The sequence below is a fragment of the Thalassovita gelatinovora genome (assembly GCF_001458355.1).
In the GTDB taxonomy this organism is placed as follows: domain Bacteria; phylum Pseudomonadota; class Alphaproteobacteria; order Rhodobacterales; family Rhodobacteraceae; genus Thalassobius; species Thalassobius gelatinovorus.
The window spans coordinates 137,827-154,457 of record NZ_CYSA01000019.1 but is presented as its reverse complement, the minus strand read 5'-3'; the positions used below and the strand labels follow the sequence as shown (position 1 = coordinate 154,457).

Annotated in this window: 16 protein-coding genes; 9 read left to right on the top strand and 7 right to left on the bottom strand. The window is 59.4% G+C overall.

Annotation, left to right across the window (positions count from 1 at the left end):
* Nucleotides 1-12: 12 nt before the first annotated feature.
* Nucleotides 13-696, top strand: coding sequence for a rhomboid family intramembrane serine protease (locus tag TG4357_RS10950; protein WP_058262933.1), 684 nt, complete (start codon nucleotides 13-15; stop codon nucleotides 694-696).
* 14 nt (nucleotides 697-710) lie between these two features.
* Here TG4357_RS10950 and murJ read toward each other — a convergent pair whose 3' ends face one another.
* From murJ to TG4357_RS10935, 3 genes are read right to left on the bottom strand one after another with little or no spacing between them, the layout of a single operon-like run.
* Nucleotides 711-2,261, bottom strand: a complete 1,551-nt coding sequence (gene murJ / locus TG4357_RS10945; RefSeq protein ID WP_058262932.1) for a murein biosynthesis integral membrane protein MurJ — start codon at nucleotides 2,259-2,261, stop codon at nucleotides 711-713.
* Nucleotides 2,258-5,023, bottom strand: a complete 2,766-nt coding sequence (locus TG4357_RS10940) for a [protein-PII] uridylyltransferase (protein ID WP_058262931.1) — start codon at nucleotides 5,021-5,023, stop codon at nucleotides 2,258-2,260. The genes murJ and TG4357_RS10940 overlap by 4 nt, the downstream gene beginning before the upstream one ends.
* Nucleotides 5,024-5,042: 19 nt before the next feature.
* Nucleotides 5,043-6,212 (bottom strand): penicillin-binding protein activator, encoded by a 1,170-nt coding sequence (locus TG4357_RS10935; protein WP_058262930.1) that lies wholly within the window; start codon nucleotides 6,210-6,212, stop codon nucleotides 5,043-5,045.
* Between the two features lie 87 nt (nucleotides 6,213-6,299).
* Between TG4357_RS10935 and rsmI the strand changes: the two genes are divergently transcribed.
* Genes rsmI through gshB form a run of 3 tightly spaced genes read left to right on the top strand, consistent with a single transcriptional unit; the run spans nucleotide 6,300 to nucleotide 8,573 of the window.
* Nucleotides 6,300-7,157: a 16S rRNA (cytidine(1402)-2'-O)-methyltransferase gene (gene rsmI / locus TG4357_RS10930; RefSeq protein ID WP_058263002.1), complete on the top strand. Its 858-nt coding sequence runs from the start codon at nucleotides 6,300-6,302 to the stop codon at nucleotides 7,155-7,157.
* Nucleotides 7,158-7,172: 15 nt separating this feature from the next.
* Nucleotides 7,173-7,580 carry a YraN family protein gene (locus TG4357_RS10925; RefSeq protein WP_058262929.1) on the top strand — a complete coding sequence of 136 codons (408 nt, stop codon included), beginning with the start codon at nucleotides 7,173-7,175 and terminating at the stop codon, nucleotides 7,578-7,580.
* Between the two features lie 57 nt (nucleotides 7,581-7,637).
* Nucleotides 7,638-8,573: a glutathione synthase gene (gene gshB / locus TG4357_RS10920; RefSeq protein ID WP_058263001.1), complete on the top strand. Its 936-nt coding sequence runs from the start codon at nucleotides 7,638-7,640 to the stop codon at nucleotides 8,571-8,573.
* 24 nt (nucleotides 8,574-8,597) lie between these two features.
* Here gshB and TG4357_RS10915 read toward each other — a convergent pair whose 3' ends face one another.
* The 4 genes from TG4357_RS10915 to cobU all read right to left on the bottom strand — a co-directional run bounded on the left by TG4357_RS10915 (nucleotide 8,598) and on the right by cobU (nucleotide 12,052).
* Nucleotides 8,598-10,112, bottom strand: a complete 1,515-nt coding sequence (locus TG4357_RS10915; protein WP_058262928.1) for a YifB family Mg chelatase-like AAA ATPase — start codon at nucleotides 10,110-10,112, stop codon at nucleotides 8,598-8,600.
* Nucleotides 10,113-10,189: 77 nt separating this feature from the next.
* Nucleotides 10,190-10,879 (bottom strand): glutathione S-transferase, encoded by a 690-nt coding sequence (locus TG4357_RS10910; RefSeq protein WP_058262927.1) that lies wholly within the window; start codon nucleotides 10,877-10,879, stop codon nucleotides 10,190-10,192.
* An 82-nt stretch (nucleotides 10,880-10,961) separates the two neighbouring features.
* Complete coding sequence (locus TG4357_RS10905) at nucleotides 10,962-11,534, bottom strand: histidine phosphatase family protein (protein ID WP_139193648.1); 573 nt, start codon at nucleotides 11,532-11,534, stop codon at nucleotides 10,962-10,964.
* A complete protein-coding gene (gene cobU / locus TG4357_RS10900; protein WP_058262925.1) occupies nucleotides 11,534-12,052 on the bottom strand; it encodes a bifunctional adenosylcobinamide kinase/adenosylcobinamide-phosphate guanylyltransferase in 519 nt (172 codons plus the stop codon). The genes TG4357_RS10905 and cobU overlap by 1 nt, the downstream gene beginning before the upstream one ends.
* Nucleotides 12,053-12,160: 108 nt before the next feature.
* On the opposite strand from cobU, the gene TG4357_RS10895 reads away from it, so the two are divergent.
* The 5 genes from TG4357_RS10895 (at nucleotide 12,161) to TG4357_RS10875 (ending at nucleotide 16,609) form a co-directional block, all read left to right on the top strand.
* Nucleotides 12,161-13,039: an RNA polymerase factor sigma-32 gene (locus TG4357_RS10895; protein WP_058262924.1), complete on the top strand. Its 879-nt coding sequence runs from the start codon at nucleotides 12,161-12,163 to the stop codon at nucleotides 13,037-13,039.
* Nucleotides 13,036-13,839 carry a ChaN family lipoprotein gene (locus TG4357_RS10890; protein WP_058262923.1) on the top strand — a complete coding sequence of 268 codons (804 nt, stop codon included), beginning with the start codon at nucleotides 13,036-13,038 and terminating at the stop codon, nucleotides 13,837-13,839. The genes TG4357_RS10895 and TG4357_RS10890 overlap by 4 nt, the downstream gene beginning before the upstream one ends.
* A gap of 64 nt (nucleotides 13,840-13,903) precedes the next feature.
* A complete protein-coding gene (gene coaBC / locus TG4357_RS10885; protein ID WP_058262922.1) occupies nucleotides 13,904-15,103 on the top strand; it encodes a bifunctional phosphopantothenoylcysteine decarboxylase/phosphopantothenate--cysteine ligase CoaBC in 1,200 nt (399 codons plus the stop codon).
* A gap of 1 nt (nucleotide 15,104) precedes the next feature.
* A complete protein-coding gene (gene dut / locus TG4357_RS10880) occupies nucleotides 15,105-15,569 on the top strand; it encodes a dUTP diphosphatase (protein ID WP_058262921.1) in 465 nt (154 codons plus the stop codon).
* The gene (locus tag TG4357_RS10875) at nucleotides 15,569-16,609 is read left to right on the top strand and encodes a HesA/MoeB/ThiF family protein (protein WP_058262920.1); all 1,041 of its coding nucleotides are present in this window, start codon (nucleotides 15,569-15,571) and stop codon (nucleotides 16,607-16,609) included. Before dut ends, TG4357_RS10875 begins: the two co-directional genes overlap by 1 nt.
* Nucleotides 16,610-16,631 lie beyond the last annotated feature (22 nt).

Here is a 16,631-nt window from a genome sequence, read left to right as displayed (position 1 = left end):
AAGGAGAGCCCGATGAGCAGTCACAATAACAGCCCCCTGAATCCTTTGCCGCCGGTGGTCGCCGCCCTGGCCCTGTTGATCGTTGGAATCGAGGCGGTGTTTCAGCTTGGCGCGCGTGCTGGCTTTTTCGGGCCCGAAGCGGTGGGGTGGCGATTGGAGGCGGTGCAGCGCTATGCCTTTTCTTCGGATATCTTTGATTGGATGCTGTCGAATGGGCGCTGGCCAGCCGAACATGTGATCCGGTTGCTGTCCTACGCCTTTATCCATGTCAGCTTCACCCAAGCGCTGTTTGCCGGGGTGATGGTTCTTGCGCTGGGCAAGATGGTCGGAGAAGTGTTCAGCCAAGTTGCGGTTTTAGCGGTTTTTGTCGTTGGGGCTGTCATCGGGGCATTGGCGTATGGTGTTCTGGTGCAGACACCGATCCCGTTGATCGGGGCGTTTCCCGGGGCTTATGCGTTGATCGGGGCGTTCACTTATTTGTTATGGTTGCGGTTGGGGCAGCTGGGCGAACGGCAAACACGGGCCTTTTCACTGATCGGGTTCTTGATGGGAATCCAATTGGTCTTTGGTTTGCTCTTTGGGTCTCAGCCCGATTGGGTCGCTGATCTGGGCGGTTTTGTTTCGGGTTTTGTCCTGTCGATCTTCGTCTGTCCGGGCGGTTGGCGCCGGATGCGCGACCGGATGCGCCACCGCTGAAGGGGATGTGGGGGTCAGGAGCCCCGGCGCATCGTGCGTTTGAATTCGGACAGTCGGAACGCGCCGATCATTTGACCGATGGCGAAGTAGCTGACGATGCCCAACAGTACCAAAACGGCAAGCGCGCCATAGCGAATTCCGCCCATGCCAAGGAACGGCGTCAGCAGGACCATGCCGCCCCATAAAATGGCCCCCATCGCCAGCGCGGCAGCGACAATGCGCCAAATACGGGCGCGAAAGCGGGAATCAAACCGCGCCACATCGCCAAAACTGCGCGCCCCTTTTGTCAAAAGACCCACCATCACCCAACCGGCCAAAGTGGTCGCAATGGCCGAAGCCAGCCAGCCGATGACAAAGGCCAACCCGATGGCAACTGTGGCGTTTACCAGCATCGCCACCAGCGCATAATAAAAGGGCGTGCGGGTGTCTTCGCGGGCGAAGAACAGCGGTTGCAGGATCTTCTGCATTACGAAAGCGGGCAAGCCGAGGCCATAAATTGCCACCGCCACCGCGATGGCCGCGCTGTCATCGGCGCGGGTCGCGCCGCGTTCAAACAGGACCGAAACCAGCGGCAGCGGGATCACCACCAACGCCACGGCGGCAGGGATGGTCAGCGCCAACGATATTTCCGCCGCGCGGCTGAGCGCATCCCGTGACCCGGTGTCGTCGGCGTCTTTCAGGCGGCGTGACAGATCGGGCAGCAAAACGATCCCGATGGCGATGCCAACGACGCCCAGCGGCAACTGATAGAGCCGGTCCGCGGCATAAAGCCAGCCTACTGCGCGGTCGAAGTAGCTGGCCACTTGCTGCCCCACCAGCAGATTGACCTGAACCACGCCACCGGCCAAAGCGGCGGGAATCGCGACCCGCACCAAGCGGCGCATTTGGGGCGTCCAGCGTGGCCGCATCCAGGTCAGTTGAAAACCCGACCGCCGCGCCGCGATCCAAACCAGACCCATTTGCGCAACCCCGGCAACAGGGATGGTCCAGATCAAAGCAAAGGCGATATCGAAGCCGCCAAACACGGCAACGACCATCGCGCTGATCACCAGAATATTCAACAAGACCGGAGCGGCAGCGGCGGCGGCAAACCGGCCATGGGCATTCAAGACGCCGGATAACAGCGCGGCCAGCGAAATGAACAGGATATAGGGAAAGGCGATCCTGCCAAAGACCACGGACAGATCATATTGATCCTGACCGGCAAAACCCGACGCCAATCCGTAAATCAGCCACGGCATCACAAGCTGCGCCAGAAGCGTCAGCGCGATCAGTACCGACGCCAATCCGGCAAAGGCCTGACTGGCAAATGCGTCGGCGTTTTCTTCTCCCTCACCTGCCAGCCGCTTGGAATATTGCGGAATGAAAGCCATGTTGAACGCCCCTTCGGCAAAGAAGCGGCGGAACATGTTGGGCAGGCGGAAGGCGACGACATAGGCTTCATAGGCGGGGCCGGTGCCAAGGTAATTCAGGATTATCGCATCCCGAACGAAGCCCAGAATCCGGCTGGCCATGGTCCACATGCCGACGGTCAAAAAACCGGAAACCAAGCGGATCGGCTTCACGATCTGGCCCTTTCAGCACCTTTTTCGATGGCATCGCGCAGCTTCTTCACCAGTGTTTTCTGGCGCTGTTCGGAATGGAATTTCAACCCGAACATATCCTTGACATAGAAGCTGTCGACCACCTGTTCGCCATAGGTCGCGATCACCGCGCTGGCGATATAGACGTTGTTGGCCGCCAGCGTCCGGGTCAGGTCGAACAGCAAACCGGGCCGGTCGCGGGTATCGACCTCGATGATGGTGTAGATATCCGATCCTTCATTGTCGAAAGTGATCGATGTCGGAACCCGGAAGGCACGTTCGCGCTTCTTGATCTTGTCGCGTGAACGCATTGCTTCGGATGTCTTGACTTCGCCCAGCAGCGTTTTGTGGATCATCTGCCGTAACCGTGGCAGGCGGGCTTCTTCATAAGGGTGGCCATCGGCATCCTGAACCCAGAATACGGCGGTGGCGTAGCCATCTTTTGAAGTGTAGGTGCGGGCATCGACCACATTGGCCCCGACCAGAGCCAGCGCACCGGCGAGGCGCGAAAAAATTCCGGGATGGTCAACCAGCGCGAAACAGGCACGGGTGGCATCGCGATCTTCGTCCGGATGCAGATCAATCCGGACCTCGTCGTTGGGGATGTCGCGCAGCAGGTTGGCGAAGATGACATGAGTGTTGGTATCCAGACCATGCCAGTAGGGCGGATAGTGCCGCCCGGTTTCGGCTCGCAGCGCCGCCGGATCCCAGCCATCCAGCGCCTTGCGCAACTGTTTGCGCGCTTCCGCGCCGCGGTTTTTGCGGTTGAGGTCTTCCAGCCCATGTTCCAGCGCATCCGCAGTATCACGGTGCAATTGACGCAGCAGAACAGCTTTCCAGTTGTTCCAAGTACCGGGGCCGACGCCGCGGATATCGCAGACGGTCAGCACCGTCAGCAGATCCAGCCGCTTGCGCGTTTTGACCGCCTTGGCGAAATCGCGCAAAGTACGCGGGTCTGAAATATCGCGTTTCTGCGCCATGTCCGACATCAGCAGGTGATATCGCACCAACCATTCCACGGTTTCCGAATCGGATTTGTTCAGACCCAGACGCGGCGCGACCTTGCGTGCGATGCGGGCACCAAGGACGGAATGATCTTCGTCCCGACCCTTACCGATATCGTGCAGCAAAAGCGCAACATAGATCACCTTGCGATTAACGCCTTCTTTCAGAATCCGGCTGACCAGCGGCAATGGTTCCACCAATTCACCATGTTCGATTTCGCTCAGGTTGTGGATGCATTGGATCGTGTGTTCGTCGACCGTGTAATGATGATACATGTTGAATTGCATCATCGCCACGATCGGTTCGAATTCGGGGATGAAAGCGGCCAGTACCCCCAGTTCGTTCATCCGCCGCAGCGCCCGTTCCGGGTTGCCATGTTTCAGCATCAGGTCAAGGAAGATCCGCCGCGCTTCCTTGTCGTTTCGCATGTCGTCGTCGATCAGGTCGAGATTGGCTACCACCAGTCGCATCGCGTCAGGATGGATCAGCATCCCGGTCCGCAAGCCTTCTTCGAAAACCCGCAGCAGGTTCAGTTTGTCGGTCAAAAACGTTTCTTCGTTTTCGACTCCCAAGCGGCCATGCACCACCCTGTATCCTTTTTTGACTTTCGGAGTGCGGCGAAAAATGCGTTCCAGCAGGGGTTCGCTTTTGACATGCATCGCTTCCAGCTTGGTCAGGAAGATGCGGGTCAGGTCCCCGGTCGCGGTGGCATACCGGAAATAGTCCTGCATGAAATGTTCGACCGCGCGGCGCCCGCCCTTGTCTTCGTATCCCATGCGTTCAGCCACCTCGACCTGCAAATCGAAGGTCAATTGGTCCGAGGCGCGATTCGTCACCAGATGAAGATGGCACCGCACCGCCCAAAGAAAATCTTCGGCGGTCATGAAGGTCTCGTATTCTTCCTCGGTGAAGACATCGAGCTTCACAAGATCCTCGACCTTTTGCACGCCGTGCAGGTATTTCGCGATCCAGAACAGCGATTGCAGATCGCGCAAGCCACCTTTGCCCTCTTTCACGTTGGGTTCAACGACGTATCTCTGACCGCCCTGTCGTTTGTGGCGCTGGTCGCGTTCGGCCAGCTTGGCTTCGATGAATTCCGGCGCGGTGTTGCGAAACAGGTCATTGGACAAGCGGGTTGCCAATTCCTCGGCCAGCGCGGTGTCTCCGGCAAGGAATCGGTGTTCCAACAGTGCGGTTCGGATGGTGAAATCCTCGCGCCCCAATTTCAGACAGTCGCGTACGGTGCGCGACGCGTGGCCGACTTTCAGCCGCAGATCCCACAGGATATACAGCATGCTTTCGATCACCTTCTCGGCCCATTCGGTGGTCCGGGCCGGGGTCAAAAACAGCAAGTCCACATCTGAATAGGGGGCCATTTCACCGCGTCCATATCCGCCGACAGCAACCAGGCTCAGCCGGTCGTCGCTGTTGTTTTGCGGGGTCGGATGCAGCAGCCGGGTCGCCACATCCAGCGCGACGATGACGATGCAATCGGTTAACCATGTATAGGCCCGCGTGGTGGGCCGGGCGGCAAAGGGATCGGCGGTGAAGGCATCCGCGATTTTCGCCATGCCGGTCATGCGGGCGTCCATCAGGATCGGGACAACGGCGGCACGGATCGCCACTTCGTCAGTCGCTGAACCGATGGCGGCATCGATCTGCTGTCGGATGGTTTTGGCATCGAAGATGGATTCGGCCGGACAGATGAGACTGTCCGGCGCTGGGGGAAGGTCAAGCATATATATGTCTTCTGTTGGGTTAGAAACCGGAACCGGCAAAGCTGCGCGGCGCTGGGTCGATTACGACAACTTGCTTGTTTTGAATTTGAGCAACCGCCAGACCACGTTCATTGGTGCCGCCGGCAAGAAGCCGGAAAATTCCGTTCACCCCTTGGAAACCGGCCCCTTGCGTCAGCACCGCACCGGTCAGCGCATCGCTTTTGCCAGCCTGAACCAAGGCCCCAATCGCGGCGATCCCATCATAGGACAGACCACCGATTGGATGCGGCGCAACCCCGAAGGCTGCGGTGTACCGGCTGGAAAACCGCTGCGTCATCGTCGGGTCGGGCATCGCAAACCAGCCGTTTTGAACACCCGGAAGTTCCAGCGTTTGCGGCGGGATGTCCCACCGGGTCAGACCGATATACTGAGTGGTTTCGGGATCGACACCAGATTCGTCAAGAAGCTGGGTCAAAAGCGGCAACGCGCCTTCGGTCAGGGCGGTCAGGAATACCGAATCCGCGCCTTTCTGCACTTCGCTGCGAATCGACGGGATGGCTTGGATCACCCCTTGCTGTGACTTTTCGTATGCGACGGCACCGACCAGTTCGGCCCCCGAACGGGCTGCGGCGGATTGAACCGCGTTGCGCCCCAATTGACCGGCGACACTGTTGTCATGGGCCACCACGATACGGCCTTTGCCCTGCGCCGCGGCAAAGCGCACCATCCGGTCGGCCGTGTTCTGGAACGTCGGGCCCAGAATGAACAGGTTGCCACCAGCGATGGTCGTGTTGTTGGAGAAAGACAAGACATTGATGCCGCGCGATGCAACGGCCACCGCCGCAGCATTGGCGGATTCGCCGTAAACCGGGCCAAGAATGATCTTGGCACCATCCTGAACCGCTGCGATCGCCTGACTGCGTGCCTGTACGGGGTCGCCTGCGGTCGCATAGACGCGCAGGTCGATATTCACGCCCTCCAGATCGGATATCGCCAACCGGGCGGCGTTTTCAAGGCTTTGCGCCAGCAGGTCGTCACCGGCGTTCGGGCTGCCATGGGGTACCAGCAATGCCACCGGGACCGGGGCTTTGGTGTTGATCGAAGGACCGCCTCCGGTCGCGACCGGCTGACAGGCGGTGACGGCGATAAGGGACAGCAATACGGCAAGCGGCGCGATTGCCTTGCGGGCGGCTTTGAAAACGGCGAACATGGATGAAACGGCTCCTTCGTGACCGGCGAAAACACAGCTTGGGTCTTCGCTATAGCATAATAAAGACAGTGAGGTTCGGGTCCAGTGGTGAATCTGCAACAGACGAAACTGGCGCCGGGGCTTTACCTGATCGCCACGCCGATCGGCACGGCCCGTGATATCACGCTGCGGGCGCTTGATATCTTGGCATCGGCGGATGTTCTGGTGGCCGAAGACACCCGCAGCCTGCGCAAGCTGATGGAAATTCACGGGATCGGTTTGGGCGACAGGCCGATGTTGTCTTATCACGACCATAACGGGGCGCAGATGCGGCCACGCCTGTTGGCCCTGCTGGGCGAAGGTAAATCGATGGTCTATGCGTCCGAGGCGGGCACGCCGATGGTCGCCGACCCGGGTTTCGATCTGGCCCGTGTTGCCCGTGCCGAAGGGCATGACGTGACCAGTGCGCCGGGCGCTTCGGCGGTCATTACCGCGCTGACCTTGGCCGGTCTGCCAACTGACCGCTTCTTTTTTGCGGGTTTCCTGCCCAATGCCAAAGGGCAGCGGAAAACCGCTTTGGCCGCAGTGAAAGATGTACCGGGGACACTGGCCTTTTACGAATCGCCCAAGCGGGTTGCTGCGATGCTTGCCGATGCCGCCGAAGTCCTGGGCCCCGAACGTGACGCGGCGGTGTGCCGCGAACTGACCAAGAAATTCGAAGAAATCATCCGTGCGCCGCTGAGCGAATTGGCCGAAATCTGCAAAGAACGCAGCCTGAAGGGCGAAATCGTGGTTCTGGTGGATCGCGGGCATTTACCGAATATTGAGGATTCAGAGCTAGAGTTGAAACTGTCTGACCTGTTGACACGGTTAAGCGTGCGCGATGCGTCAGATCAACTGGCGGCGGAAACCGGGATTGCGCGGCGTCGGATTTACCAATTGGCGCTGAAACTGGATCACGCCTGACACCGGGGGATTTCAGTGGCGACAAAGCCTGCAACCGACCGATCTGTACCGGTGACCGAACGGGGCTTGCGTGGGAAAGTGGCTTATCTGTCCGGTCTGGCGGCCGAAGATCAGGTGGCGGAGGAGTATCAGTCGCGCGGCTATGTCTTGGCGCAAACCCGTTGGCGCGGTGCCAGCGGCGAAGTCGATCTGATTTTCGCAGACGGCGACGGCTTCGTCTTTGTCGAGGTGAAGAAAAGCCGCTCTTTTGATCGCGCTGCCGAACGGTTGGGCCACGCACAGATTGCGCGGCTATGTTCCTCTGCCGAAGAATATCTTGCCCAACAAGGCCGTTCGCTGATGACGGATCTTCGTTTTGACGTCGCTTTGGTCAATTCCCAAGGGGCAATCAAGATCCTTGAAAACGCTTTCGGGCATTTCTGATTTGCCTCTGGCCGGTGGTTGCGCCATGTAAATGGCGAAACTGAGCGAGGGATGACGATGAAGATCGCTTTTCAGATGGACCCGATCGGGCCTATCGACATCAATGCAGACAGCACGTTCCGAATTGCGGAAGAGGCGCAGGCGCGTGGGCATGAGCTGTTTTATTACACCCCCGATTGCCTGTCCTATCAAGAAGGCCGGGTTATCGCGCGCGGCTGGCCGCTGACGGTGCGCCGGGTCAAAGGGGATCATTACAGTCTGGGTGATGAACAAGAAGTCGATCTGTCCGACTACGACGTGGTCTGGCTGCGTCAAGATCCGCCATTCGATATGTTCTACATCACCACCACCCATCTGCTGCAACGGGTGCATCCGGGCACATTGGTGGTCAACGATCCGTTCTGGGTGCGAAATTACCCTGAAAAGCTGCTGGTGCTGGATTTCCCTGACCTGACTCCACCGACCACCATCGCCCGCGATCTGGCCACGATTCGGGCGTTCAAGGAAAAGCATGGCGATATCATCCTGAAACCGCTTTACGGCAATGGCGGTGCCGGGGTGTTCCGGCTGACCGAAAGTGATCGCAACCTGGCGTCGCTGCACGAATTGTTCACCGGGTTCAGCCGCGAACCCCTGATCGCACAGAAGTTCCTACCCGATGTCAGCAATGGCGACAAACGGGTGATCCTTGTCGATGGCGAACCGGTCGGTGCGATCAACCGGGTTCCGGCGGCGGGCGAAACACGTTCGAACATGCATGTCGGCGGGCGGCCGGAAAAGATCGGTCTGACCGAACGCGATCTGGAAATTTGTGCCCGGATCGGGTCACTTTTGCGCGAAAAGGGGCAGGTTTTTGTCGGGATCGACGTGATCGGTGATTACCTGACCGAAATCAACGTGACCTCACCCACCGGCATTCAGGAACTGGACCGTTTCGACGGCACCAACACTGCCGCAAAGATCTGGGAGGCGATCGAGGCACGACGCGGATAGTCCGGGCCTTTAACGGGCATCGTTTCAGGCATCACGATGCCCGGCCAGCCTGTAACTGATCGCCTCGGCCACGTGGTGCCGCTGCACGCTGTTGGACCCTTCCAGATCGGCAATGGTGCGGGCCACCCGCAGCACCCGGTGATATCCGCGTGCCGACAGGCCGAACCGTTCCGCGACCTTTCCAAGCAGCGCCTTGCCTTCGGCATCGGGACCGGCAACCCGTTCCAGCAGTTCACCTTCGGCTTCGGCATTCAGTGTCACGCCATCGACATCGGCGAACCGGTCAGCCTGAACCTGCCGGGTTCGGGCGACGCGTTCGGCGACCTGCACCGACGTATCGCCCGAAGCCGGCAGGTCGAGATCAGTATAGGCCACCGGCGGCACTTCGATTCGCAGATCGAACCGATCCAGCAGCGGGCCGCTGATCCGACCCATGTAATCTTCACCGCAATTGGGCGCGCGGTTGCAGGCGCGCGCCGGGTCGGTCAGGTGGCCGCATTTGCACGGGTTAGCGGCGGCAACCAGCATGAATCGGCAGGGGTATTGTACATGGGCATTGGCGCGCGACACCATCACTTCACCGGTTTCAACCGGTTGACGCAGGGTTTCCAGCACCGTGCGGGGAAATTCGGGGAATTCATCCATGAACAGAACGCCATTATGGGCCAGCGAAATTTCTCCCGGCTTTGCATTGCGCCCGCCGCCCACGATGGCTGCCATGGACGCGGTGTGATGCGGTTCCCGAAACGGTCGGACCCGGGAAATCCCGCCTTCGTCCAACAAACCGGCCAGCGAATGGATCATCGAAGTTTCCAACGCCTCCACCGCCGTCAGTGGTGGCAAGATGCCGGGAATACGCGCCGCCAACATCGATTTCCCCGATCCCGGTGGCCCGGTCATCAACAGGTGGTGCCGCCCGGCCGCAGAGATTTCCAATGCGCGTTTGGCCCGTTCCTGCCCCTTGACGTCGCGCAGGCAACGGCCCGATCGATCCGGCACGACTTCGCCCGGTTCGGCCGGGGTTAATGGGGATTGGCCGGTATAGTGGCGCACCACATCAGCAAGCCCCGTAGCGGCAATGACCTGACAGGCCCCGACCCAAGCCGCTTCCGCACCTGATGCCTTGGGGCAAAGCAGAATCCGGTCCTCAGCCGCAGCGGCCATCGCCGCGGGCAGGGCGCCGATCACGGGGATCAATGACCCGTCCAGCGACAGTTCGCCCAAGGCGGTGGTGCCTTCCACTGCGTCGCGGGGAATGATTTCCAACGCCGCCAGCAGCGCCAGCGCGATCGGCAGATCGAAATGGCTGCCTTCCTTAGGCATGTCGGCGGGCGACAGGTTGATGGTGATCCGTTTCGACGGCAAGGCGATGGCCAGCGATCCCAGCGCGGTGCGCACCCGATCACGCGCTTCTGACACCGCCTTGTCCGGCAGGCCGACGATGGCAAAGGCAGGCAGGCCCGGCGTCACGGCGCATTGCACCTCGACCCGCCGAGCCGTCACCCCTTCGAACGCCACGGTATAGGCCCGTGCCACCATGTCACCACCCCACCAATCTTTGGTGATCAAGGTTAACGGCGGTGGGCTTTAGGAACGGTTAACGTGCGTTTGCCGCTTCAGGTCGCTGGGCCCGGCCAAGCCTTCGTCGGTAACTTCAAGGCATAGGGCACCGGGTCGTAAGTTTTGGTCAGTCCCTGCGCACGCCATCGGCAGAAGGCGGGGTCGACCAAGGTCGTTTCGATATAGGCTTGGGCCTGATCCCCCACCGGCAGGTCATAGCCCGCTATTCGCGCGGCAACGGGGGCAAAAAACGCGTCGGCAAGGCTGTAGCGACCAAACAGCCACGGGCCACCTTGTCCGAATTCGGATCGGGCTTTGTCCCATAGCAGTTCCAACCGGTCAAGATCGGTGCGGACCGCGTCGGACACCGCAAATCCTTGATATTGGTGTAAAAGCTGCATCGGACATTCGGAGCGCAATGCAGTGAACCCGGCATGCATTTCGGCCACGATCCAACGGGCAAAGGCGCGGGCGTTGGCCTGTTGCGGCCACATATTGCGGTCGGGATGGCGGCTGTTCAATTCTTCCGCGATGGCAAGCGTTTCGCCGATGACAGTGCCTTCGGCGGTGCGTAGAACCGGCACCAGCCGGGCGGGGGCCAAGGCTGACAGGTCTTCTTTGAACGTCCCGCCGTAAAGCCCGACCAAGTGGGCTTTGAACGGCAAATCGAATTTTTCCAACATCAGCCAGCCGCGCAATGACCAACTGGAAAAACTGTGATCGCCGATATACAGTTCATATCGCATCCCTTAACCTCCTTGGGCAGTATCCGGGGCAGGGTAGCGGCAAAAAATCATCACAAAAATTAAATAATTTTTGCTGAATTGATCACAGAATTTGATTTATTTCAAGCGCCTGCCATTCCTCGCCATCCCAATGCAGTTCGGTCAGGGACAGATTTTCGATCCGATGAGAAAATGCCTCAAAGGCACCAATGTTCAACGCCTTTTGCACTTGGGTCAGGATGACCCCGAAATGAGCAACGGCAACGATATCGCGCTTTGGGTGATCGTTTAGCAACTGTGCAACGGCGCGATCGACCCTCGTGGTGACATCGTTCCAGCTTTCGCCATTTGGTGCGCGAATGTCGCCGGGATTTTCCCAAAACGACCGGATATGATCTTGATCTGCGACCGCATCGAAACGCTGTAATTCCCAATCCCCGAAATGGATTTCCCGTAAATCGGGGTCGTGCGGCAACCGGGTGCGATTGCCCGATATCGCATCGGCGGTGGTTACGGCGCGGCTCAGGTCCGAGGAAATGACCGCTGCCTTCGATGGCAAAGCGGCTTCAAGCCGCTGCAATCGCGCGGTATCAGACAGGTCGGCGGGCAGATCGGACCAGCCCACCATTGTTTTTGCATGCGTCGGGCCATGCCGGACCCAGAATAACCGCGCCATCAGATCTGCCCCTTCAAAACCAGTGGCAACCCGGCCATCACGGCCACGACCAAATCGGCCTGTTCGGCAATGCTTTGGTTTAGCCTACCCTGCGCATCGCGGAAGGTGCGAGCCAGAGCGTTTTCAGGGACGACAGACATCCCGACTTCGTTTGTAACCACCACGACCGGTGCGGCGCAGTCGTTCAGCGCGGTGATGAACCGCTCTTCCTCCGCCGCCAGATCGGATTCGGCGAGCAGGTGATTGCTGAGCCACATCGTGGCGCAGTCGAGCAATACAATCTGGCCTGGACGGGCTTTGGAAAGCGGAACAGATATATCCAACGGGGCTTCTATCGTTGACCAATTGTTACCGCGTTGGTGTCGATGCCGATCTATCTTGGCCTTCATTTCATCATCCCAAGCCTGCGCCGTAGCGACATAAACCATGTCGCAACCACTTTGAATCACGGCATTTTCTGCCCAGGATGATTTGCCGGATCCGGCCCCGCCTATCACCAGAGTTAATTTATTATGCATTTTTTGCACACCTTATTGTGAACTGGCGCATATTGCGGTGCGTAGCATTCCCGCTTGTAATGAAACAAGCCACTGCGCTGCGGCGCTTTCAATCGCGGGGGAACTGGAATGCCACTTGATGCACCAAATGACACCTCCCTGTCCCGCAAGGCCATGAAGGCCGAGCTTCTGGATGCGGAAACCGAACGACAACTCGCCTATGCTTGGCGCGATCACCGGGACGAAGCCGCGCTTCATCGGTTGATCACCGCCTATATGCGGCTGGCGATTTCAATGGCGGCCAAGTTCAAGCGCTATGGCGCGCCCATGAACGACCTGATTCAAGAAGCGGGTCTGGGCCTGATGAAAGCGGCAGACAAATTCGATCCCGATCGCGGGGTGCGGTTTTCGACCTATGCGGTGTGGTGGATCAAGGCTTCGATTCAGGATTATGTCATGCGCAACTGGTCGATGGTGCGCACCGGGTCCACGTCGTCGCAAAAATCGCTGTTTTTCAACCTGCGCCGGGTGCAGGCCCAATTGGAACGCGAAGCGCGCGCCCGCGGAGAAGATCTGGACCAGTATCAAATGCGGCAGGCGATTTCGATGGAAATCGGCGTCCCGCTGCGCGACGTCGAAATGATGGAAGGCCGATTGGCCGGTTCCGACTTTTCGCTGAATGCGACCCAAAGCAGCGAAGACGAAGGTCGTGAATGGATTGATACGCTGGAAGATGATGGCGCTGGGGCGGCCGAAATCGTCGAGGATTGGCATGACACCAAGACTTTGCGGGATTGGCTGGTCGCTGCGATTGGCAGCCTGAATGAACGCGAACAGTTCATCATCCGCGAACGCAAGCTGAGAGATCAGCCGCGCACACTGGAATCGCTGGGCGTCGAATTGAATCTCAGCAAGGAACGCGTGCGCCAACTGGAAGCGGCTGCGCTGAAAAAGATGAAAAAGCGACTGGAAGAAGAAAGCCTCGAGGTGCAAGACTTCCTTCTATGAAGACGTTCGGTTCTGGTCTGGGTTTGGTTGCGCTGCTGGCGCTGCCGGGGAGTGCGATGTCGGATCCGGTCGAGGCGCTGGTGCGGGACCGTGATGTGGTGATCTTGGGGGAAGTGCATGATAATCCCGCTCATCACCAGACACAGGCGCGTCTGACCGGCGTGGTTGGCCCCAAGGCCTTGGTCTTTGAAATGCTGACCGCGGATCAGGCCGACCGCATCACCGGCGAATTGCGCACCGACCCTGTGGCATTGGAAACGGCATTGGATTGGGACAACAGCGGCTGGCCCGATTTCGATATGTATTTTGAAATCATGCAGGCCGCCCCAACCGCCGCCATCTTTGGCGCTGCGATCCCGCGAAACGCAGCGCGGGCAGCGATGAAAACCGGGATCGTGCAAAGCTTTGGGTCCGAGGCTTCGGAGTATGGATTGGACCGGCCTCTGCCCGAAGATCAGCAAATCGTCCGGCTGGCCTTGCAACAAGAGGCGCATTGCAACGCGCTCCCAGATGATTTGTTGCCGATGATGGTTGAATTGCAGCGGCTGCGGGACGCCGAATTGGCCCGCACAACGTTACAGGCGCTGGGCGCGACGGGGGGACCGGTCGTGGTCATCACCGGAAACGGTCATGCAAGGGCCGATTGGGCGGTGCCGCTTTCGCTGCGAAAGCTGGCCCCTGAACGGAACATCGTGACCATCGGACAATCCGAACAGGGACATTCCCCCGATGGTGGCTTCGATGCGGTTATTGATGCACCGGCGGTGGACCGGCCCGATCCTTGCGACGCGTTTCGTTAAGCCGGTCTTGTCTCTCAATCACGACATGCCTACTGTCCGGCGCAACACAGATCGGGGGGGCGGCATGCTGAATGGTAAGCGCATTTTATTGATCATCGGGGGCGGGATTGCGGCGTTCAAAACGCCCGATCTGATTCGACGCCTGCGCGAACGCGGGGCGGCAGTAACGCCGGTGATGACCCGGGCCGCGCAAGAGTTCGTGACACCGCTGACGATTGCCTCGGTTTCGGGGGAAAAAGCCTATACCGACCTGTTTGATCTGACCGACGAAGCCGAGATGGGCCATATTCAGCTATCGCGTGCCGCAGACCTGATCGTGGTGGCACCTGCAACCGCCGATCTGATGGCCAAAATGGCAGGTGGACATGCCAATGACTTGGCTTCGACCCTGTTGATGGCGACCGATACGCCGGTGATGATTGCACCGGCGATGAATGTGCGGATGTGGGACCACGCTGCGACTCAACGTAATTTGGTCCAATTGCAGCAAGATGGGATCACCGTTCTGGGCCCGGACGAAGGCGATATGGCCTGTGGCGAATACGGACCCGGTCGGATGGTTGAACCGATGCAGATCGTCGAAGCGGTCGGGGCTGCTTTGTCCGATGGGCCGCTAAAGGGAAAACGGATTTTGGTGACATCGGGGCCAACCCATGAACCGATTGACCCAGTGCGGTACATCGCCAACAGGTCGTCTGGGGCACAGGGAACAGCGATTGCCAAGGCGCTTGTCGCGCTTGGCGCGGATGTGGTTTTCGTCACAGGCCCGGCCGACGTGCCGCCACCCTCTGGGGTCGCCGTGATCGCGGTGCAAACCGCGCAACAGATGCTCGACGCGGTGCAAAATACGCTGCCGGTCGATGTCGCGGTGTTTGCCGCCGCCGTTGCCGATTGGCGGGTGGCATCGTCTTCGGCATCGAAGATCAAGAAACAAAACGGGCAATTGCCGGTGCTCGAATTCGCCGAAAACCCCGATATTCTGGCGACGGTTAGCCAGATGAAATCGGGTCGTCCGGGGTTGGTGGTCGGCTTCGCCGCAGAAACCGATGACGTGATCGCACATGCACAGGCGAAACGGGCACGCAAGCAATGCGACTGGATTGTGGCCAATGATGTCAGCCCAGAAACCGGAATCATGGGCGGCAGCGAAAACGCCGTCATCCTGATCCGCGACGACGCGGTCGAACAATGGCCAAGGCTGAGCAAAGATGAAACCGCCCGGCGGTTGGCGGTTCGGATCGTCGAAGAATTGGAGAGGGCGTAATATGGTGCAAATCGCGGTGATCTGGGATCAAGGTGCGGATCGGTCTATTCCATTGCCGACCTACGCGACTGTCGGGGCGGCGGGGGCGGATATCCGTGCCAATTTCGCCCCCGATTTCCGCGAAGAAGGGATGACCATTGCGCCGGGTTTCCGGGCGGTGATCCAGACCGGGCTGCGGTTCGAAATCCCCGAAGGGTTTGAGGTGCAGATCCGACCGCGTTCGGGTCTGGCGCTGAAACACGGGATCACGATTCCCAACAGCCCCGGCACCATCGACAGCGATTATCGCGGTCCCGTCGGGGTGATCTTGCACAATGCCAGCAACCAACCTTTCCATGTTGCCCATGGGGATCGGGTCGCGCAAATGGTCGTGGCTCCGGTAGTGCAGGCGCAATTCGCCATCGTAGACGGGTTGAGTGATACCGGCCGGGGCGAAGGCGGGTTCGGGTCGACCGGGCACGGCTGATGGGGCTGGTTCTGATCATTGCGGCGGCGCTCTGGGTGATCGGGGCTGCGCTCAAAACGCCCTATGCGTTACGCGGCTTGATGATCGGGCTGTTATGGCTTGCGGTGGTGGCGCTGCACCTTGTGCTGCCTGAAGGGCACGTTTTGCGCCAATCCACCGGCGGTTCTGCCGCACCTTGGCTGCTGCTGGGTGGTTTCGTGGTGTTGGTTCTGGTCTATCGTCAGGGGTTGGGCTGGGCGCGGAACCGGGCGCAACCCGAACCGGGGACGAACACAAAACCCGCAGGCAGTTTCAGTGAAACAGAACTCAATCGTTATGCCCGCCATATCATGCTGCGCGAAATTGGCGGCACGGGTCAGAAGAAGCTGAAAAATGCACGGGTTTTGGTGATTGGGGCCGGTGGCTTGGGGGCGCCCGCATTGATGTACCTGGCCGCAGCAGGGGTCGGTACAATCGGTGTGATCGACGACGATGAGGTCGACAATTCCAACCTGCAACGGCAGGTGATCCACCGCGATGCGGATATTGGCAGCGCCAAGGTGTTTTCCGCCAAAGCCACGATGCAAGCGCAGAACCCTTTCGTGACGGTGCGCCCTTACAAGCGGCGGCTGGAACCAGATATGGCGACAGAACTGTTTTCCGATTACGATCTGATCCTTGACGGCACCGACAATTTTACCACCCGCTACCTGTCCAACGAAACAGCGGTGAAGCTGGGTAAGCCGCTGATTTCAGGTGCCTTGTCGCAATGGGAAGGTCAATTGAGCGTGTTTGATCCGGCCACATCCGGCCCTTGTTATCAGTGTATCTTTCCCGAAGCACCGGCGCCCGGTCTGGCACCGTCTTGCGCCGAAGCGGGGGTGATCGGACCTTTGCCCGGAGTGGTGGGCGCAATGATGGCGGTCGAAGCGATCAAGCTGATTACCGGTGCAGGGGCTGCGCTGCGCGGTGAAATGCTGATCTATGACGCGCTCTGGGGCGAAACCCGCAAGATCAGGCTGAAGCCGCGCGACGACTGTCCGATCTGTGGTGGGCATTAGGGGGCTGGAAGTCGGAAAACAT